This is a genomic window from Pedobacter sp. CAN_A7, from assembly GCF_015752175.1.
Classification (GTDB): Bacteria; Bacteroidota; Bacteroidia; order Sphingobacteriales; family Sphingobacteriaceae; genus Pedobacter.
In genome coordinates this window covers 971,994-992,293 of the sequence record NZ_JADOUW010000001.1, presented here as the reverse complement: position 1 = coordinate 992,293, position 20,300 = coordinate 971,994, and the positions used below count along the sequence as shown (strand labels likewise).

22 protein-coding genes are annotated in these 20,300 nt (G+C 38.2%); 9 read left to right on the top strand and 13 right to left on the bottom strand.

From position 1 onward, the window contains the following. Window positions 1-34: 34 nt before the first annotated feature. Window positions 35-694, bottom strand: a complete 660-nt coding sequence (locus IWX76_RS04490) for a metal-dependent transcriptional regulator (RefSeq protein ID WP_196858671.1) — start codon at window positions 692-694, stop codon at window positions 35-37. A gap of 137 nt (window positions 695-831) precedes the next feature. On the opposite strand from IWX76_RS04490, the gene IWX76_RS04485 reads away from it, so the two are divergent. Next, the gene (locus IWX76_RS04485) at window positions 832-1,302 is read left to right on the top strand and encodes an Lrp/AsnC family transcriptional regulator (protein ID WP_196858670.1); all 471 of its coding nucleotides are present in this window, start codon (window positions 832-834) and stop codon (window positions 1,300-1,302) included. Here IWX76_RS04485 and ung read toward each other — a convergent pair. Further along, a complete protein-coding gene (gene ung / locus IWX76_RS04480) occupies window positions 1,299-1,979 on the bottom strand; it encodes a uracil-DNA glycosylase (protein WP_196858669.1) in 681 nt (226 codons plus the stop codon). The genes IWX76_RS04485 and ung overlap by 4 nt on opposite strands. Next, window positions 1,980-2,363: a thioredoxin family protein gene (locus IWX76_RS04475; protein WP_196858668.1), complete on the bottom strand. Its 384-nt coding sequence runs from the start codon at window positions 2,361-2,363 to the stop codon at window positions 1,980-1,982. Window positions 2,364-2,460: 97 nt separating this feature from the next. Here IWX76_RS04475 and IWX76_RS04470 point away from each other — a divergent pair, with 97 nt between their 5' ends. Beyond that, the gene (locus tag IWX76_RS04470) at window positions 2,461-3,000 is read left to right on the top strand and encodes a DUF2892 domain-containing protein (RefSeq protein WP_196858667.1); all 540 of its coding nucleotides are present in this window, start codon (window positions 2,461-2,463) and stop codon (window positions 2,998-3,000) included. Window positions 3,001-3,095: 95 nt separating this feature from the next. On the opposite strand, the gene IWX76_RS04465 is transcribed toward IWX76_RS04470, so the two are convergent. The 6 genes from IWX76_RS04465 to IWX76_RS04440 all read right to left on the bottom strand — a co-directional run bounded on the left by IWX76_RS04465 (window position 3,096) and on the right by IWX76_RS04440 (window position 9,243). Further along, window positions 3,096-3,305 carry a hypothetical protein gene (locus tag IWX76_RS04465; protein ID WP_196858666.1) on the bottom strand — a complete coding sequence of 70 codons (210 nt, stop codon included), beginning with the start codon at window positions 3,303-3,305 and terminating at the stop codon, window positions 3,096-3,098. Between the two features lie 86 nt (window positions 3,306-3,391). Further along, the gene (gene lysS / locus IWX76_RS04460) at window positions 3,392-5,113 is read right to left on the bottom strand and encodes a lysine--tRNA ligase (RefSeq protein ID WP_196858665.1); all 1,722 of its coding nucleotides are present in this window, start codon (window positions 5,111-5,113) and stop codon (window positions 3,392-3,394) included. 69 nt (window positions 5,114-5,182) lie between these two features. After that, entirely contained in the window at window positions 5,183-7,090 is a 1,908-nt protein-coding gene (locus IWX76_RS04455; protein ID WP_196858664.1) for an AMP-dependent synthetase/ligase, read from the bottom strand. 98 nt (window positions 7,091-7,188) lie between these two features. Then, window positions 7,189-7,515, bottom strand: coding sequence for a HesB/IscA family protein (locus IWX76_RS04450; RefSeq protein WP_196858663.1), 327 nt, complete (start codon window positions 7,513-7,515; stop codon window positions 7,189-7,191). 38 nt (window positions 7,516-7,553) lie between these two features. Beyond that, window positions 7,554-7,967 carry a Fe-S cluster assembly scaffold IscU gene (gene iscU, locus IWX76_RS04445; RefSeq protein WP_131595775.1) on the bottom strand — a complete coding sequence of 138 codons (414 nt, stop codon included), beginning with the start codon at window positions 7,965-7,967 and terminating at the stop codon, window positions 7,554-7,556. A gap of 64 nt (window positions 7,968-8,031) precedes the next feature. Beyond that, window positions 8,032-9,243: an IscS subfamily cysteine desulfurase gene (locus IWX76_RS04440; RefSeq protein ID WP_196858662.1), complete on the bottom strand. Its 1,212-nt coding sequence runs from the start codon at window positions 9,241-9,243 to the stop codon at window positions 8,032-8,034. Window positions 9,244-9,362: 119 nt separating this feature from the next. Here IWX76_RS04440 and mce point away from each other — a divergent pair, with 119 nt between their 5' ends. The 7 genes from mce (at window position 9,363) to IWX76_RS04405 (ending at window position 14,769) form a co-directional block, all read left to right on the top strand. Further along, window positions 9,363-9,770, top strand: a complete 408-nt coding sequence (gene mce / locus IWX76_RS04435) for a methylmalonyl-CoA epimerase (RefSeq protein ID WP_196858661.1) — start codon at window positions 9,363-9,365, stop codon at window positions 9,768-9,770. Between the two features lie 152 nt (window positions 9,771-9,922). After that, a complete protein-coding gene (locus tag IWX76_RS04430; RefSeq protein WP_196858660.1) occupies window positions 9,923-10,171 on the top strand; it encodes a type B 50S ribosomal protein L31 in 249 nt (82 codons plus the stop codon). A gap of 71 nt (window positions 10,172-10,242) precedes the next feature. After that, window positions 10,243-11,418: a GlmU family protein gene (locus IWX76_RS04425; RefSeq protein ID WP_196858659.1), complete on the top strand. Its 1,176-nt coding sequence runs from the start codon at window positions 10,243-10,245 to the stop codon at window positions 11,416-11,418. Window positions 11,419-11,441: 23 nt separating this feature from the next. Beyond that, on the top strand, window positions 11,442-12,203 hold the full coding sequence (gene tpiA, locus IWX76_RS04420) for a triose-phosphate isomerase (protein ID WP_196858658.1): 762 nt from the start codon (window positions 11,442-11,444) through the stop codon (window positions 12,201-12,203). Beyond that, the gene (gene prmA, locus IWX76_RS04415) at window positions 12,203-13,042 is read left to right on the top strand and encodes a 50S ribosomal protein L11 methyltransferase (protein ID WP_196858657.1); all 840 of its coding nucleotides are present in this window, start codon (window positions 12,203-12,205) and stop codon (window positions 13,040-13,042) included. Before tpiA ends, prmA begins: the two co-directional genes overlap by 1 nt. Window positions 13,043-13,051: 9 nt before the next feature. Continuing rightward, window positions 13,052-14,404 carry a UDP-N-acetylmuramate--L-alanine ligase gene (locus IWX76_RS04410; protein ID WP_196859035.1) on the top strand — a complete coding sequence of 451 codons (1,353 nt, stop codon included), beginning with the start codon at window positions 13,052-13,054 and terminating at the stop codon, window positions 14,402-14,404. 35 nt (window positions 14,405-14,439) lie between these two features. Next, the gene (locus IWX76_RS04405) at window positions 14,440-14,769 is read left to right on the top strand and encodes a helix-turn-helix domain-containing protein (protein WP_196858656.1); all 330 of its coding nucleotides are present in this window, start codon (window positions 14,440-14,442) and stop codon (window positions 14,767-14,769) included. 6 nt (window positions 14,770-14,775) lie between these two features. Here IWX76_RS04405 and IWX76_RS04400 read toward each other — a convergent pair whose 3' ends face one another. The 4 genes from IWX76_RS04400 to IWX76_RS04385 all read right to left on the bottom strand — a co-directional run bounded on the left by IWX76_RS04400 (window position 14,776) and on the right by IWX76_RS04385 (window position 20,279). Next, the gene (locus tag IWX76_RS04400; RefSeq protein WP_196858655.1) at window positions 14,776-15,894 is read right to left on the bottom strand and encodes a GNAT family N-acetyltransferase; all 1,119 of its coding nucleotides are present in this window, start codon (window positions 15,892-15,894) and stop codon (window positions 14,776-14,778) included. Between the two features lie 58 nt (window positions 15,895-15,952). Continuing rightward, window positions 15,953-16,153 carry a hypothetical protein gene (locus IWX76_RS04395; protein WP_196858654.1) on the bottom strand — a complete coding sequence of 67 codons (201 nt, stop codon included), beginning with the start codon at window positions 16,151-16,153 and terminating at the stop codon, window positions 15,953-15,955. 396 nt (window positions 16,154-16,549) lie between these two features. Further along, complete coding sequence (locus tag IWX76_RS04390; protein WP_196858653.1) at window positions 16,550-19,576, bottom strand: ligand-binding sensor domain-containing protein; 3,027 nt, start codon at window positions 19,574-19,576, stop codon at window positions 16,550-16,552. Then, window positions 19,488-20,279 (bottom strand): LytR/AlgR family response regulator transcription factor, encoded by a 792-nt coding sequence (locus IWX76_RS04385; RefSeq protein WP_196858652.1) that lies wholly within the window; start codon window positions 20,277-20,279, stop codon window positions 19,488-19,490. Before IWX76_RS04385 ends, IWX76_RS04390 begins: the two co-directional genes overlap by 89 nt. Between the last annotated feature and the right edge of the window lie 21 nt (window positions 20,280-20,300).

Below are 20,300 nucleotides of genomic sequence, written 5' to 3'. Positions count from 1 at the left end.
TCAATTCAAAGCGGTGTGCCGCTTCCTCATTCTTTTATAATGCCGGTTTCATCAGCAGGTGCTTGGCAACCTCTCTGCTGATATTGATTTTTTTACCATCCAATATCAAGTCAACAGAGCCGTCAAATTCCGTGATCTCGATCAGTTGTAAGGAAGTGCCTAAAGTAAGTTTTGTTTTCTCCAGGTACTTTAAAAAAGCGGAAGAATGTTCACTCACTCCTACAATGATGCCCTTTTCGCTAGGTAGAAGTTTGTTCAATTTGATCACCGAAGCCTCTTCAATATTTCCTTCTTTATCAGGTATGGGGTCGCCATGCGGATCATGTTTCGGATAACCTAGAAAACGATCCAATCTTTCAACCAGCAGATTAGAATTGACATGTTCAAGCTCTTCGGCAATTTCATGAACCTCATCCCATTTAAAATTTAATGTATCCACTAAAAAAACTTCCCAAAGGCGATGTTTACGTACTATATTTACAGCTGTTACCTGTCCTTTTTCGGTTAGTGTTACGCCTTGGTATTTTACATAATTAACCAATTGCTTCTCTGCTAGCTTTTTTACCATATCAGATACCGATGCCGGTTTTGTTTGTGTCCGGTCTGCAATAGCATTAGTCTGCACAGGGCCAGCACTTAAGCGTGATAGGTGGTAAATGATCTTTAAATAGTTTTCTTCGGTTTGGCTCTCCATTTTTAATACTCTAAAAAAATGTTTAGACAAATCTAAATAAAATACTGAAGAATTAATTGTATAATTTTCAACCTTTCATAGAATTATATTTGGCAGATAATGGCTATTTGTTATATCTTTGTTCAAAAGAATAAAACATGGCCGCAGATATTGATAAAATAGATTTTAAAATACTTAAGTTATTACAGGAAAATGGTAGAATAACCAATTTGCTTTTATCACAAGAAATTGGATTATCTCCGGCGCCAACCTTAGAGCGGGTGAGAAAACTGGAATTAGCTGGTTTCATAAAGAGTTACCATGCCCTTGTTGACGAAGAGAAACTTGGGTTAGGGATTAAAACTTTTATACAGGTACAATTAGACTTCCATAAAAATAATACCATTCAAACCTTTCTTGACGAAGTAAATAACATTAAGGAAATTACCGAATGCCATCACGTAACTGGTCAGGCAGATTTCCTGTTAAAAGTTTACGTGAATGACATCAAAGCTTACGAGCGTTTAATTATGGACAAAATCAGCAAGATATCGGTGGTTAAAACATTTCAAACCATGATGATCATGTCCACTACTAAAAAAGAACCAATCGTTCCATTGGAATATTAGTCGCTTAAACGCCAATCTATCGGCGCTATACCTTGTTCCTGCAGCTTTTGATTGGTCATTGAAAAATGCTTGCAGCCCAGGAATCCCCGATGAGCAGAAAAAGGGGAGGGATGTGCGGCTTTCAACAAAGTATGCCGGGATGCATCGATTAATATAGATTTATCCTGGGCATATTTTCCCCATAACAAAAATACAATCCCCTTCTTTTGCCTGGACAACTCGGTAATTACCCGGTCAGTAAAAATTTCCCAGCCCTTACCTTGATGAGCACCTGGTTCTTGTGCCCGGACCGTTAAGGTAGCATTCAGCAGCAATACACCCTGACTTGCCCATTCGGTCAATTCACCATGTGCTGGGGGCTGAAATTCATCCAGGTCCGTGGCCAGTTCTTTATAAATGTTTTTTAAAGAAGGCGGTGGCTTTATACCTTTTTGTACAGAAAACGAAAGTCCATGTGCCTGATGAGGTCCATGGTAAGGGTCCTGTCCTAGTATCACCACTTTAACTTTATCGAAAGGGGTATGTTTAAAAGCGTTAAAAATATCAGCATTTTTAGGGTACACGATATGGCCATTTTGTTTTTCAGCCAGTAAAAACTTTTTTAAAGATTTCATATAATCCTGTTCAAATTCATTCTCCAACACTTGAAGCCAACTTTGTTCTAACATAGCGGTCATTTAATTATGGGTTTTTAAAAGATTCAACAAATCACGTTCAAGGGTTAGTCGCGGACTTTCAATAATCCGTCCCAATTCCTGACCGTTTTTAAAAATGATAAAAGTAGGTATGCTTATGATATTTAAGTGGTCAATCGTACTATTTTCTGCCTTTTTTTCTTCGTCAACTTCAATCAAAGTGAGATTGCTTTCAGCAAAACCGATGGCATCCAATACCTTATAAAATTGAGGGACATATAACTTGCAGTCGCCACACCAGGTACCGATAACGGCGGTGATGTCGATGTTATTGATGAGGGTGCTTAACCCGTTTAGCAATTCTCTATCTGGCTCATATGTGGCGTAATTTTGGTCGAAATTTTCTATGTTTATTGGCTTCATCATCTTTTATTAGGCTAAAGATAGTATTTGTTATTTTATGGGCATTATAATTTAAGTTTACGTATTTAAACACGATATTTGCTTAAATTTACATAAGAATATGCCAAACATCGTACGTCTAATTCTGGGTTTTGCCTTACTTGGAGCCGCCATCACATTAATGGTTTTTGGATTCTGGGGCTGGGGTATTTTAGCCTTGTTCATTAGTATTTTAGTTGTCGTTACGTTCTTCTTTAATGAGAACATGTTACTTGCTCAATGGTTTCTCCGTAAGGACAATATGCCAAAGGCAGAAATGTTTTTAAGAAGGATAACCAATTATGAAACACAGTTAATTCGTGCCCAGCACGGGTATTTCCAGTTGTTAATGGGATTAATTGAATCCAGGAAAACACCAATGCAATCAGAAAAATATTTCAAGAAAGCTCTTGCCTTAGGTATGCATATGGAACATAATGTTGCTCTTGCTAAATTAAGTCTTGCAGGTATTGCTATGGGAAAAAGAAATAAAAGAGAGGCACAAATGTATTTGACGGAAGCTAAAAAAGCCGATAAGAATAAACTGCTTGCTGATCAGATTAAACAAATGAAAGATCAATTAGGGATGCTGGATAAACAACAGCAGATCAGATACAGGTAGTTCAAGTTTATAACAGACACAAAAAGGGTGCATCATGTCAACATGTTGCACCCTTTTTGCGTTAGGTCTGGCTAATATAGATTAATTTATATTTCTTATTTATCGCATAAGCGATCAAAGTTTTCTTCCCATTGGGTATCTCTGCTTCGCAGGTCACCTTCATCGTTATATAACGATTTTTTAAAATAGCGCTGTTCTGCCTGTATGCGGTTGATGAGCTGACGGATGGTAGATAGGTCAAATGAAGCCCTGTCAAGTTTTATGCAGTATTCATTTTCGTTGATTTCCAAACTTGAGGTAGTCATAATTCATAGGTTTTAATACACCCTAAAATTAAAAAAGGCCTGAGGTATTTTATTACCACAGGCCTTAAGTTTATGTTATCTTTCTGTTAAGCGAACCAAGTGGTTACATCTTCTTTAGAAGGCATGACAAGTTCTAATTTCATTTTTTTACGCATACCTCCTAGGTCATTAAATACCTTGTTCGGATTGGCTGTTTTTAGGTCTTCCACAGTGTTAAAACCCATTTTCCTAATCACTTGTACCCAGTCGGCCGGAATACCCGCAGCAACGAAATCTTCGTCACTGGTTATTTTTGCTTTTTTCTCCGGACGCATCTGAGGGAAAAATAATACTTCCTGAATGGTCGATTGGTTGGTCATCAACATCACCAGTCGGTCGATACCAATACCCAATCCCGATGTTGGTGGCATACCGTATTCTAAAGCACGAACAAAATCATCGTCCATGGCCATGGCCTCGTGATCGCCCCTGGCTGCCAGCTTCAATTGATCTTCGAAACGCTCCTTTTGGTCAATAGGGTCGTTTAATTCAGAGTAAGCGTTGGCAATTTCTTTTCCGCATACAAATAATTCAAAACGTTCTACCAAACCTTCTTTGCTTCTGTGTTTCTTAGCCAATGGGGTCATTTCTAATGGGTAGTCAGTAATGTAAGTTGGCTGAATAAGGTTTGCTTCTACTTTTTCGCTAAACAACTCGTCAATCAGTTTACCGCGACCCATGGTCGCATCGATTTCAATGTTTAAGCTCTTGCAGGTATCCTGAAGTTGTGCTTCAGTCATTTCCGAAACATCGATACCGGTATATTTCTGGATCGACTCATACATCGTAAGTTTTTCGTAAGGTCCTGCGAAATTGATTTCCGCATCACCTACCTTAACCACAGGTGTACCGTGAATGGTAACAGCAATTTTTTCCAGGCATTCTTCCACCATGGCCATCATCCAGATATAATCTTTGTAAGCTACATAGATTTCCATGGCGGTATACTCCGGATTATGGGTACGGTCCATACCTTCGTTTCTAAACATTTTCCCAAACTCGTATACACCATCAAAGCCGGCTACGATCAGTCTTTTCAGGTAAAGCTCGTTAGCGATACGCAAAAATAGGGGCATATCAAGGGTATTGTGGTGTGTGTTAAACGGACGTGCCGCCGCACCACCATGTATAGACTGTAGAATCGGGGTTTCTACTTCCATCCAGCCTTGCTGATCAAAGTAATTACGCATGGTATTAATTACCCTGGAACGGTTAATAAAGATCTGTTTAAAACCCGGATTAACGGTTAAATCAACATAGCGCTGACGGTAACGTAATTCAGGATCAGTAAATCCGTCATAGATATTGCCATCATCATCACGTTTTACAACTGGCAATGGTTTTAATGATTTAGAGAGTAATTTGAATTCAGTAACGTGAACTGATATTTCTCCAGTTTGTGTAGTGAATACATAACCCTGGATACCAATATAGTCACCTAAATCCAATAACTTTTTGAACACCGTGTTGTATATGGTTTTATCTTCATCCGGACAAAGGTCATCTCTTTTTAAATAAATTTGTATCCTGCCAGTCGAGTCTTGTAACTCCACAAATGAAGCACTTCCCATAATCCTTCTTGACATGATACGGCCAGCCATACTTATTGTTTTGTAGGCCGTTTTATCTTTTTCGTAATTCGCCAGAATGTCTGCAGCGTGGGCAGTCACTTCAAACGATTCTGCCGGATAGGGGTTTATGCCTAGTTCACGTAACTGGGTTAGCGCACTTCTGCGCAATATTTCTTGTTCTGATAATCCTGTACTCATATATATATTTACCCGGTCATGTAGCCAGGTGATGTTTTTAAAACTGTAAAATTAACAATTGCTGGTCATTTATTCTGCTTCAACGGATTCTTTATACAGAAGATTGATGTATTCTGCATACTTTTTCTCCACAACCTTTCTTTTAACTTTCATGGTCGGGGTTATTTCCCCTTCTTCCATGCTAAAAGGATTACGTTTAACCAAAAAGTTTTTGATACGTTCAAATTTAGCCAGTTCATTCGATAATTTGCGTATATCCTGAGCTATCCAATCTATAATCTCCTTTTGCTGAATAAAAATATCCGGGTGTTGGAAAAATTCCGCTGTTAAATTGAATTGTTCGGTTAAGCTTTCAGGGTTGGGGATAATGATGGCAGTAAGGTATTCCCTTTTATCTCCTATTAAAAATACTTGTTCAATTTTCAAACTTTTGAGGTAAATATTTTCTACTGGTGATGGATATACGTTTTTACCATAAGCATTAACAATCATATTTTTTATCCGGTCGGTAATCTGTAGGTTTCCTTTATAGAAACGGCCGATATCACCGGTGTGGAACCAATTATTTTTGTCGATGGCTTCGGCAGTTTCTGCTGGTTTGTTGAAATAACCCTGCATCACACAATGACCACGAACAATGACTTCACCTTCATCACATATAAACTCCGGGTTAAAAGTATCGTGGGTTTGGATATTTATCATTTCTTTAGTGTCGGGATTCTGGATACCTACTTCGATACCGGGTATCACGCGACCAACCGTACCATATACCTGGCGATCGTATTCCGTAACCGACATCACAGGCGATGTTTCTGTTAAACCGAATCCTTCTAATATTTTAATGCCAAGGTTACCAAAAAACTCACCTACATTTTTAGGAAGTGCAGCACCACCCGAGATCATAAATTTGAGTCTGCCGCCAGTTTTCTCTTTGATCTTACTAAATACCAACTTCTCGGCCAGTGTTTTTTGGGCGTTAAGCAAAAGCCCACTACTTTTACCTGCTTCTTTAAGGCTTCTGTGTTTTTGCCCGGTTTCCAGGGCCCAAAGAAAAATCTTTGACTTTAAACCGCCTTCACTTGTACCACTTTTTATGGCTTTATCGTGAATCCTTTCTAATAATCTAGGCACACAGCTCATTACTGTAGGTTTAATTTCCATCATGTTTTTAGCCAATAGTTCAAGGCTTTGTGCATAGGCTATTTTACAGCCCTGTGAGCAGCAAACATGGTAAGTGGCAGTGCGTTCAAACACGTGAGATAAAGGCAGGAAGGATAAAAATACATCTGTTTTTTCGATGACGTAGATCTGTTGCAGGCAAACTTTTACGTTCTCTACAAAGTTTCCATGGGAAAGCATTACACCTTTTGGTGTGCCGGTTGTTCCAGAGGTATAAATGAGTGAAGAGATATCCGTTGGACGTAGTGTAGAACGAATGAGGTTTATTTCTGTCGTTTCTGCCGAATGTAGCGGTGTGGCTAATATATCCTCAAAGTAAATCACTTCTGATTTTAGATCTTCCGGTATCGCAACTTTTTTATATTCAGCAAAAGCGGGGATAATATACTGGAGGTTTTTGCAGTTTTCTGCAATTTTTAATATTTTCTTTAATAAAAAGGTGTTGCCAACAAGAATAGCCCTAATGCCTGAATCATTAATAATATATTCTACTTCCTGTTCGGATAAGGTGGGGTAAATGGAGACATTGATAGCGCCTATTTGCTGAATCCCTTGATCATAATAAACATATTCTGGAGAGTTTTCTATTATCAGGCCCATTCGATCACCCTTTCTTATTCCTTTATTAAGGAAATAAGCAGAAATGGTATCAGCACGTTCCAGGGTAGTACCGAAGGAAATTTCTTCCCATTCACCATTTTTTTTATGAATCAGGAAGGTTTCCTCAGGAGGATGGATATTCTCGACAACATTTCTTAATAGACTAGGAACGGTAGAGAACTCATTAAATGATACCATAATTTGCTCTTGTTGTTTTACTTGCTGGGCAAGATAATTTTACATTTAAAAAAGAAAAAGGGCACCTCAGTGCCCTTTACAAATATAACAAATGTATTTTAAACAGAGAAACTCTCTCCACAGCCGCAAGAGCGACTGGCGTTTGGATTATGGAAGTTAAAACCTTTTCCGTTCAAGCCATCCGAGAAATCAAGTTCTGTGCCGGCCAGGTATAAAAAGGATTTCATATCCAGGGCAATCTTAATGCCTCTGTCTTCAAAAAATTGATCGCCAACTTTTTCCTCATTATCAAAATCCAAGTTGTAAGATAAGCCAGAGCAGCCGCCTCCTTTTACAGAAACACGAAGAAAATAGTCAACACCAAGCTGCGAATCCTGCATCAAATGGTCTATTTTGCTTTTTGCTTTATCGGTAATTGTGATCATGTTTTTTAATTTTGTTACCTACTAAAACCTTCTGGTTATTAGTGGTGTGATTTTGCTAATTCAAATGGTGCTAAACCATTTTTCACCCTGTAATCATTAATAGCAGATTTGATAGCATCTTCCGCTAATACAGAACAGTGTATTTTAACTGGTGGCAAAGCTAATTCTTCTACAATATCCATATTGTCAATTGTTAAAGCCTCGTCAACTGTTTTACCTTTTAACCATTCTGTAGCTAAAGATGATGAAGCAATTGCTGATCCGCAACCGAATGTTTTGAATTTAGCGTCAGTAATAACGTTGTTTTCATCCACTTCGATTTGTAGGCGCATCACGTCACCACACTCTGGGGCACCAACTAGGCCGGTACCTACAGATTTACTATCTTTGTTTAAAGTACCAACGTTACGTGGGTTGGTATAATGTTCCATTACTTTTTCTGAATATGCCATTTTTTGTTTCCTCCAGGCTTTGTAGGCCTTTTTAATGTTTTAATTAATATTTAACAGGCTGCAACTAGTGCTCTGCCCATTCAATTTTGCTTAAGTCTATTCCTTCTTTAAACATTTCCCACAGTGGAGATAAATCTCTCAAATGATTTACTGCTTTTTTCGTGTTCTCAATAGCATAATCAATTTCTTCTTCTGTGGTGAAACGGCCTAAGCCGAAACGGATAGAAGAGTGAGCTAAATCGTCAGAAAGACCTAAACTTTTTAATACATAAGAAGGTTCCAGGGAAGCTGAAGTACAAGCTGAACCTGAAGAAACCGCTAAGTCTTTCATCGCCATCATTAAACCTTCACCTTCAACATATTTAAAAGAGATGTTTGCTACGTGTGGTAAGCGGTGTGCTGTGTTACCGTTAACATAACTTTCTTCTAATTGTGTTAAAGAACTTTCTAATTTGTCTCTCAAAGCAGATAAACGAGCTGCTTCTTGATCCATTTCAAGACGACACAATTCGCAAGCCTTTCCTAAACCCACAATACCGGGAACGTTTAAAGTTCCTGAACGCATACCACGTTCATGTCCACCACCATCAATTTGTGCAGTTACTTTAACCCTTGGGTTTTTACGACGAACGTATAAAACACCAACACCTTTAGGTCCGTACATTTTGTGTGCAGAAAATGCCATTAAATCAATGCCATCTTCATTAACGTTTACAGGAATCTTACCAACCGCCTGTGTAGCATCGGTCATAAATAAAGCACCATGTTTATGTGCAATTGCTGAGATCTCTTTAATCGGCTGTACAACACCAATTTCGTTGTTACCATACATGATGGTTACTAAAATAGTTTCTGGTGTCATTGCGGCTTCTAATTCCTGCAAATTAATTAGGCCATCACTTTGTACTTTTAAGTAAGTAACCTTTGCGCCTAATTTTTCAAGGTGTTTACAAGTATCCAATACCGCTTTATGTTCTGTAGTAGCAGTAATAATGTGGTTACCTTTTTCTTTATACATTTCAAAAACACCTTTTATACCCAGGTTATCTGCTTCTGTAGCGCCTGAGGTGAAAATGATTTCTTTCTCGGTGCAACCGATCAGCTTGCCAACTTGTTCACGGGCATAATCAACTGCTTCTTCAGCAACCCATCCAAAAGCGTGGTTACGGCTGGCAGCATTACCAAATTTGTTAGTGAAATAAGGCAGCATGGCCTCTAAAACCCTTGGGTCCAGGGGTGTCGTTGCGTTATTATCTAGGTAAATAGGAAGTTCCATGTTATGATTTATTATTCTTAATACACAAAGATACGAAAAAACATTGCCAACAGTTATCATTTATACCTATGAACCTATCGATAAAACCTGCATTTTTACATTTATCTAACTTTGATGAAATGAACAAAATAGAACATATCGGTATTGCAGTCAAAAATCTTCAGGAAGCATGCAGTATTTATGAAAGTTTATTGGGAATAAGTTGTTACAAAACGGAACATGTAGATAGCGAAGGTGTTAATACAGCTTTTTTTCAAACGGGTGCAAATAAAATCGAATTGCTCGAAGCGACCCATAACGATAGTCCCATAGCAAAGTTTTTGGAAAAGAGAGGGGAGGGGATTCATCATATAGCTTTCGATGTAGATGATATTGTGCAAGAAATGTCACGTTTGAAAGCGCAGGGATTTGTGCTGCTTAGCGAAGAACCTAAAATGGGCGCGGATCATAAATTAGTTTGTTTTGTACATCCCAAAGGAACCAAAGGCGTTTTAGTGGAACTCTGTCAGGAAATTAAGAATAGTTAAAAGATTTATAATGAGGGTTATAATATAGTCTGGTGTTGTGCAATTGGTATTTTTACACAAATTGGCCTGACTTACTTGTTATTCAAGAATAAATTATTGATATTTGCATCCTTTAAAATAAGAGACACGTAAGTAATAAATATAACCATAACATGAAAAAAGATCTGCATCCATCAAACTATAGATTTGTAGTATTTAAAGATATGTCTAACGAATATTCTTTTTTAACTAAATCCTGTGTAGATACTAAAGAAACTACCACTTGGGAAGATGGTAATGAATATCCACTTTACAAATTAGAGATTTCACACACTTCTCACCCTTTTTATACTGGTAAAATGAAACTGGTAGATACAGCTGGTCGTATCGATAAATTTAAAACTCGTTACGCAAAGAAGTAATTCTGCATTAAAAAGAAATTATTTTAAGTCCCGATGCAATAGCATCGGGACTTTTTTTATTTTTGTCGCTTATGATGATGAATTTGTTCGACGATGCGGCATGGCTATCCCTGCGCCCGCTAACTTTTACCCGTCCAGTAGCGGACCTGCGACTAGGGATTTTGACGATAGCCCAGAAATGGGAAAAATACCTGCAAGGGACGTCTGGCTACTCAACAATTGATTATCTGTCTGCAAAATATCCTTCTTTGCCCTCAGCAGCCCTGTTTATCAATGGCTCCGTATGTCCTGATGAGCAGCTGGCCGAAGCGATCATGCAGCTGCAGGAAGGGGAGGCGCTTGTAAAAGCGCAAGTGCTCCTTGCTTACCGAGTTGCACCGGGCACGCCACATCATGTTGCGCTCGCCAATAGCGTCACTCAAAAGAATTATTCCCTTGATGTCATCCGTATCGTTTATCCTGAGGATATATTCAGATTAAATGATATAGAATTAAAAAAAGACTTTGCCTTGCTAACCAAAGGGCGCACTTCCGCTGTGCTAAGCCATACCAATACCTTTATAGGCGAGAACATCTTCATCGAAGAAGGGGCAAGTGCTGAATGTTCAACTTTTAATAGTTTAAAAGGACCTATCTACCTGGGTAAAAATTCTGAAGTCTGGGAAGGCACACATATCAGGGGCTCCTTTGCACTTTGCGATAACTCGCAGGTAAAAATGGGAACTAAGATTTACGGACAAACTACGATTGGTCCGTATTGCCGTGTAGGGGGCGAAATTAATAATTCAGTCATCTGGGGTTATTCCTCTAAAGGCCATGAAGGTTATTTAGGGAATGCTGTAATGGGCCAATGGTGTAATATAGGTGCTGATTCAAATAACTCAAACCTTAAGAACAACTATGCCGAAGTAAAATTGTGGGATTATGAAACTTCACGATTCCGTAAAACTGGTTTGCAGTTTTGTGGTTTAATCATGGCTGATCATGCGAAGTGCGGCATCAACACCATGTTTAACACCGGAACAGTGGCCGGTGTAAGTGCAAATGTTTTCGGACCAGGTTTTCCTCGTAACTTTATCCCTGATTTTGCATGGGGCGGAGCACATGGATTTGAAACATATACCATCCAAAAGATGTTTGAAACGGCAGAAAAAGTATTTGAGCGAAGAAATATGTCTTTTGATCAGCAGGAAAAAGATATCTTGCAACACGTCTTCGACTCCACACAACAACATAGACGCTTTTAATTGTACATATAAATTAAATTAAGATGAGAAAAAAAATTGTAGCAGGTAACTGGAAAATGAATATGGACTATGCCGAAGGAATCTCTTTGTTTTCAGAGATTGTGAATATGGTTCGTGATGAGCAAAAAGGCGATCAGGTTGCTGTAATTTGTGCTCCTTACATCCATTTAAACAGTTTAGCCAAGTTGGGTGGTAACACCGTTAAAATTGGTGCTCAAAATTGTCACCAAAATGAAAGTGGCGCTTATACCGGTGAAATTTCAGCTAAAATGGTGAAATCTGTAGGTGCTGAATATGTAATTGTTGGCCACTCTGAACGCAGACAATATTATGCGGAAAGTGATGCCTTATTATTGGAAAAAACTAATATCGTTTTAAAGAATAACCTTATTCCAATTTTTTGCATCGGAGAAACTTTAGACGAGCGAAATAATGGCAGTTACTTCGATATTATTAAATCGCAGTTAACTAATGGTCTTTTCTCGCTTAGTGAAGATGACTTTTCTAAAGTTATTGTAGCTTACGAACCAGTTTGGGCAATTGGAACAGGCTTAACAGCAAGTTCGGCTCAGGCGCAGGAAGTTCATGCTTTTATTCGTCAGCAAATCCAAGCGCAGTATGGCGAAGCAGTTGCACAAAATACAAGTATATTGTATGGCGGAAGTTGTAATCCAAAAAATGCTGAAGAATTATTTTCACAACAGGATATAGACGGCGGACTGATCGGTGGTGCTTCGTTAAAATCCCGTGATTTCACAGACCTGGTAAAAACATTTAATTCTTAATGCAATACATCCAAGTAACTTTTACTTTCGAAAAAATCGAAGATTACCAAAAAGATCTTCTGATTAATGATTTGGCTGAAAGCGGTTTTAATACGTTTGAAGATACGGCCAGTGGTTTTTCTGCATTTACTGATTTTGAACTATATAGCCAGGTTAATTTAACCGCTGTGTTAAGCCAGTTCGATGGTGATTTTATTTACACGTACACTGTAGAGGAAATTGAAGGCCAGAACTGGAATGAAGAATGGGAAAAAAACTTTCAGCCGCTGATCATTGCAGATCAATGCTATGTTCGTGCAACCTTTCACCCGGCGCAGCCACAATACGCTTACGAGATTGTGATTGATCCAAAAATGGCTTTCGGTACGGGTCATCATCAAACCACAACAATGATGATGCAATATGTTTTACAAGCTGATTTAGCAGGTAAAACAGTATTAGATATGGGTTGTGGCACCGGCATCCTGGCCATTCTTGCCGCTAAAAGAGGTGCCTCTGCCTTGGTGGCCATTGATTATGATGAGGTATGTTACCAAAGTACCCTTGAAAATACAGCTTTGAATAAAATCAATACAATTGAAGCCATCTGTGGTGGAAAGGAAGTTATTCCTGCAACCTCATTTGATGTGATTTTAGCCAATATTAACCGGAATATCTTACTAGACCAGATTCCTTCCTATGCTAAGGTTTTAACCAGTGGTGGACATATTTTCTTTAGTGGTTTTTACGAAAGTCCTGATTTAGACATGATTAAAGAAGCCTGCAAGGAACATCACATTTTTTACCAGGATCATCAGAAAATAGGAGACTGGGTAGCAGCCCACTTTATAAAGAATTAAATCAATATGATGCGTATACATTTTATTGCAATTGGTGGCAGTGCCATGCACAACCTGGCTATTGCACTGCATAAAAAAGGTTATGTAGTTTCCGGGTCAGACGACGTGGTATTTGAACCATCCAGTAGCCGACTTGCAAGGTTTGGTTTACTTCCCGAAACCATGGGATGGAAGGAAGAAAATATCACACCAGATCTGGATGCGGTAATTCTCGGTATGCATGCTTTTGTTGATAATCCAGAGTTGTTGAAAGCCAAAAAATTAGGTCTGAAGATTTATTCCTATCCGGAATATATCTATGAGCAAACCAAGGATAAGTTGCGTGTAGTCATTGGTGGCAGTCATGGAAAAACGACCATCACCTCTATGATTTTGCATGTGTTAAACTTTTATCATCGCGACTTTGATTACCTGGTTGGCGCGCAGCTGGAGGGCTTTGATACCATGGTTAAAGTTACAGATGAAGCTCCGCTGATCATTATAGAAGGCGATGAGTACCTGGCTTCACCCATAGACAGACGCCCTAAGTTTCACTTGTATAAAGCAAATATTGCGGTAATGAGTGGTATTGCCTGGGATCATATCAATGTTTTTCCAACTTTTGAAAACTATATTCAACAGTTTGATGTTTTCATCAATACAATACAACCAGATGGAAAATTAATATATTGCGAAACAGATCCTGTTTTAGTTGAAGTGGTATCTAAATCGGATACAGAAATAAATAAGATACCTTATGCTATTCCTGCTCATAAAATTAAGGAAGGTGTAACTTATCTATTGCCAGAAGAAATCCAATTGAATATTTTTGGACATCATAATTTGATGAATCTTGCAGCAGCCAAATTGGTCTGTCTTGAATTAGGGATAACTGCTGCAGATTTCAATGTTGCCATTTCAACATTTAAAGGGGCTGCGAAGCGATTAGAATTGTTGTTAAGTGAAAAAAGCACGAATGTATACAAAGATTTTGCGCATTCACCGTCAAAGTTAAAAGCAACAATCGAAGCGGTTAAGTCCCAATTTGTAGGCAGAAAGCTTATTGCCTGTATAGAGTTGCATACATTTAGTAGCCTAAATAAAGATTTTCTCCTCCAGTATGAACATACCATGGACATGGCAGATGAGGCAATAATTTATATAAATGAAAAGACTTTCCAACAAAAGAAAATTAGCGCTTTTAGTGAACTAGAAGTTCAAACAGCATTTAAAAATGCTAAATTGCAATTTTTTAATGACGCTCTCCATTTTGAAAAATATTTGTTAAGCTTAAGTTTTAACAATACAAATTTATTACTCATGAGTTCAGGAAATTTCGGGGGCTTGGATCTCGTTAAACTGGCACAGGAGTTGAATAAGTAGTTTAATGCACAATAATTAATATCTAAAATCAAAACATGAACGTCATTGGTAAAAACATCAGGCAATTGCGGCAGAAGAACGGCTGGAGTCAGGGCGAGGTAGCGAAACGCCTTAATATATCAATACCAGCATTCTCTAAAATTGAAACAGGTATCACAGATATCAATATTTCAAGGTTAGCACAAATTGCAAATTTATTCGAAGTTTCCACGATGGATATCATCTCTAAAGAGGGAGAAAATCCACAGTCAGTAAACTTTGAAGAAATTAATACGCTAAAAACAAAACTATCTTCCAGAGAGGAAGAGATCATCAAACTTCAGAAAAAAGTCATTGAACTCTACGAAGAGATCAGACAGAAGTAAAAATCATTAAAAAATCTTACGCAGGGTGAGGTGTCGCTTTCCAAAGGTGGCACCTGTAGCCTGGTGTAAGGAAAGCATTTTATCATTAAAATCTCCTACCCACGATAACTCCAGTTCATCATACTGGTTTAAAGGAAGCACATATTCTTTCAATTTTATAAACAAGGCAGATTCCAGCCCGTGTTTTTGGTAAGCAGTCTTAGTTCCCATCACTATAGCACGCATCCGGTTAACACCTTTCCATCGTCTGTAAACAAACTTCGCTTTCTCCATCCATCCTAATTTCCCATTAAAACCTTTAATTAACTGGTTAGCATCAGGAATTATCACCACAAACGATGCGGGCTCGCCATTGATGTAAGCAAACCAAATGAGTTTTTCATCCATGATGGCTTCCATCTTTTTAAAACTTTCCTGTAGGGTTTCTTTTTTGATGGGCACAAAATTCTCAAAATCTATCCAGGCATCATTATAGATTTCCATCAGGTCGTTCACATATTTTTCTGAATTCTTCTTAGAAAAATATTCAAACGTATAACCTGGTTTGTTGGCAACCCAATTGGCAATTTTTGTGAATCTTTCCGGAAAAGGATTTCTTATCTGTAAATGATTAGTAATCTGCTCATATTCCTTGGTAAAGCCATATTCATCAAAAAACACCTTGTAGTATGGCTTATGATAGTTCATGCCGTAAGAAGGGGGTGTAAAGCCTTCTACAAGCAAACCCCAGTACGAATCGTTCTCCCCAAAATTGATTGGACCGTCCATCGCTTTCATGCCTTTTTCCAATAACCATTCTTTAGCGGTATCAAATAACATAAATGCTGCGGCCACGTTGTCTATACATTCAAAAAACCCCATACCGCCAGTAGGCTGATCATATTGATATGCTTTTTTCTCGTTAATAAAGGCAGCGACCCTTCCTATTAGTTTCCCTTCATCATCTTTTAAAATCCACCTGGTGCAGGACCCATGTTTAAAAAATGGATTGGTTTTCTGGTTAAAAACTGCGTTAATATCCATATCCAATGGGCAAATCCAGTTTTTATCATCCTGGTAAATATAACGGGCAAGTTGTAAAAATTCTTTTTTTGTTTTGGAATCACTAACGGGAAGGATCTGCATGTATATAGGCTTTCATAAAAAACATCCTGTTAAGGATGTTGGGGTGTACGGTGTTGAATTAGTAAGTGTCGTCGTCGTCTTCGTCAATATAGTCATTAAAGGCGTCCAGATCGTCCAATGGAAGATCGAATTCATCATCGTCATCATCTACAAATGATTTCTTGCTTTTTGTACCTCTAATAGCATTTTCGTTGAGAAAATCAAGGTCTTCAACTTCGTCTACCGGGCTTTTTTTGATGGATTTTTTCGGAGTTGTCATTACAAAAAAACTAAATTAATAAATGGATTGCTTGGTTTAAATTTACGAATTTATATTCACCAAAATTAAAACAAAAAGCGTTTGTGCAAGAAAGTATTTCAAAAAAAAACAAGCATTTAAAATCAATATGTAATGAAATATACACATAGCTATAAGTTCTTGTGCTACCGATTTTTTGGGCAAAAAAAAGTGGTAAAGGTACTAGCTTTACCACTTTTAACACACAAATGAAACCTGAATTGAGATAGTTTTTAGGTTAGGTTAAAATATCTTTATCAATTCTATAAGAACGTTTTTCAAACTAGGTTTGATTAAAATCTGATACAAGTATAATGCTATTAAATAAACGTAGCAACACAAATTAGTCTGTGGTATCTATGATTGAGTAAACGGTAATTATTCTGCTATTTTAATTAAAATCTTTACAGAAGTACCTGAAATGCCATTTTGTTTGACCTGTATTTGTATAGGATTTACCTCAATTTGGTTGATCAGGTTAATTCGTTCCTGAGTAAGGTTCATCCCCTTACTGGTATGTGTAAATTTTTTGTGTTTCAATGAATTGTCTATCCCTACACCATTATCAGAAATCTCGATCAACAGATCGTCTTGGTTTTGCAGGCTGATGGTGATGTGAAGGTCACCACCTTGCTCCAAAGGCATAATACCATGCCATATGGCATTCTCAATATAAGGCTGTAATAACATGGATGGAATAAAGGTTTCTTCCTTGTCAATGGTTGCGGCAATCCTGATGTCATAGTGGAGTTTATCGCCAAACCTTTTCTTTTCCAGACTAAGGTATAGTTCCAGGTACTCCAATTCCTCTTGTAGTGAAATATAACTTTTGGTACAAATCTCCAGGTTTTTTCTAATCAATTTTGCAAAACCGGTTAAAACTTTATTGGCAGAAGAAGTGTCTTTCGTATTGATGTAATGCTGGATAGAATTCATCACATTAAATACAAAGTGCGGGTTCATCATTGCCTGCAAGGCTCTTTGTTCCAGCATTAATATCTTATTTTTTAACAGCAGCTTTTGTTGTTCCTTGTTTTTTTGCTTTTTCGTCACCACTACGGCAATACCATATAAACCTAGTCCGGCCAGTGCAAACAGTATCAATTTAAACCAGGTGGTTTCCCACAATTTAGCTTTCAGGTCAAAACTTAGAAAAACAGGTTCTCCCCAGTCGCTATTAATAGTTTTTGCCTGGAGCTCAAATTTGTATTTTCCAGGTTCTAAAGCACTTACTTCGATCCTTTTTACCCTCGTTTCTGCCCATTCATCTTCAGGTTTCAGGCGGTACCTGTACCACATGTCTTGATTTTGAAAATCAATGGCTGTAAAATAAAATGCGATTTTATTATTTAAGGGGTTTAGTTTGATGTTTAGGTCGTTAATATTTCTTTTAATGCCATCTACCACAATCGAGGTCACCAGCGCTTTCGGTGGTTCCACCAATTGGTTGTGTTTTTTATTATGGAAATAAACCAGCCCGCTATTGGTGGCAAAGTAGGAGGTGTCTTCATCGATGTACACATCATTAACATCATTCTTCAGTAAAGCATTGGTGTACTGAAACGATTCCACTTTAGGCACGCTAGTGTCCATACAGATCCTGTTAATGCCTTTATTGGTAATCACCCAAATATCCTTGCCGCTAACAAACAGTTCACTACAAATGTTACTGGCTAAGCCATCAAGCTGGGTAATGTGGTGTAAAATATCTTGGCCGTCAGTTAATAGTAAACCATAACCATCAGTGGCCAGTACCAGTGTACCATCTGGCAGTTGTTTAATGTCATTGATTCTTTTAGTGAGGAGGGAGTTTTTATTAAAGGGCTTCAACTTACCCTTACTAAATTCATGCAGCCCCTTTGTATTGGAAAACCATAGTTTGCCCTGTTTATCGTAAAAAGTACTATAGGCACGATCTTCAAAAAAGTCGACACCCTCCATAAGGTTCAACATAGAAAATTCAAAGTTCTTGTTACTTTCCTTGAGGATGAATACACCCGAGGATAGTGCTACGGCAAGCGAATGATCACCGTTTAGGGCGAAGTCTTTCACTACAAATACAGACTGCTGTTGTTCTTGCAGGTAAGTCTTTTCAGGTTGGTCGCCATGGATGTTGCTGATCACACCCAGGCCTTCATCTGAGGCGAAAAAAATAGACTGCCCATCGGCATTAAGCATTAGTTTCTTTATGCCGGTATGGTAAGGCCGATTCCGCTTCACCTTAAAGACACTAATTTGATTGCTGGTATCGAGTTTGTTCAGGAATCCGCCTTCCAGGCCCAGCCAAATATTCTTTTTTCGGTCTTTTATAATACTTTTAACCACATTGCTGCTTAAACCGTGGGTTTTATTTAGGGTAAACATTCTGTTTTCCTCTCTAGGTAACATGTAAATGCCGTCACTGCTCGTAAACCACATGTTCTGTTGCATATCCTTTATCACTTGCACCGTAGGTATACCTTTCAGGTAATGCTGCGTGTGACCTATAGAATCAATGTGAAACACACCATCCTGGCTACTTAACCATAGATTATCGTGATCCACATGAAAATATCCCAATTCGAGCGCAGCAAATTTTTGGTTAATGGCTCGAACCAGTTTCTGGACTTTGCCCTGTTTAAAATTCAAGCCTTTTTTATCCAGGTACCACATCGTATTACTATTAGCACTCGCAATCATTTTGTATGATAGTGCCGAAGCTGTATGGCTATTTACTAAATCAAATTTTCCATGTTTAAATAAACGAACGCTGTTCTGGCTATAAACCCACATCCTGCCCTGCGCATCCTCATTGGCATAACTAAATATAAACTGGTTATTTTGATCTGTTGAGCTATACTTTGATAAGGTTTTTCCATCAAACATAAACAAGAGGTTCTTATTCGTGCCAAACCAGAGCCTGTCTTTGCTATCATGAAAAATAGAAATAATTACGGCGTTAAATTTTAATAGACGAAGGGTTTCATCATTGGTACTGTTGTAAATTTGACCGTTGTGGAAATAACTCATCTCGCCATTGAAAGCCAAAAACCAGATTCTGCCCTTACGATCTTCTTTTATCTGGAGCACCTGGTTATCTGGCAGGCCATCGTCAATGGTAAAGTTTTCAAAGCGCTGGCCATCAAAGCGACTTACGCCGGCGTCGGTTGCAATCCATAGAAACTGGTTGGCATCCTGAAAGATGGAATAACAATTATTACTTGGCAAACCCTCTTTAGTGGAGTAATGTTGTATAAATGTAGATTGGGCATCGCACAAAGCTGTGCTTCCGGTCAACAGTACCGTGAGCAATAGCAAATACCTGAAGAATCCAGCTTTATTTATCAATCCTTGAGTTGGTATAAGATTTAACTTTTTCAGCAAACTCACTTGCCCTTCGCCTGGAAACGGCAATTTTGACGCCATTTTTAAGGGTGAGTTCTAAACCATTTTTAGAATTATATTCCTGCAGGTAATCCAGGTTAATCATGCTCGATTTATGTACCCTCACAAACTTGCTGTCTGGCAAAATCTCTTCATATTCTTTCAATACTTTGGCTACGGTAATTTTGTCCTTACGGGTCAAGTAAAAGACAGAATAATTGCTATCGGCTTCAATGTTAATAATGTCATCAAAGTCCACAATAGTGTAACCTCCTTGTCCATTAGGTAAACTAAGCTTCCTGATTTCCGAACGGTTATCTAAGTAACCGGCCAGCAGGGTTAGCTGTTCACGGTTTTGTTGTTGTGCAAATTTATTTGTTTCCACCAGCCTGGTTGCTTTGGCTACAGTTTCCTGCAGTTCGTCAATATCAATAGGTTTTAGTAGGTAATCCAGTGCATTCGCCTTGATGGCACGTAAAGCATATTGATCAAAAGCGGTAGTAAACACCACATGAGCGTTATTATGTATGGCCGAGGGGATCAGTTCAAAGCCATTTTCCCCTGGCATGGCAATGTCCAGGAAAATAAGATCAACTTCATTTTCCTGTAATAAGATTTTAGCCTCTGCAACTGATTTTGCTATGCCAGCAATATGGATGTTTTCGCAATTCTCTTGAAGTAGAAAATACAATGAAGAACGTGCAAATTCTTCATCGTCAACAATAATTGCGTTCAATACTAGCATAGAGAGATCATTTTATGCCAA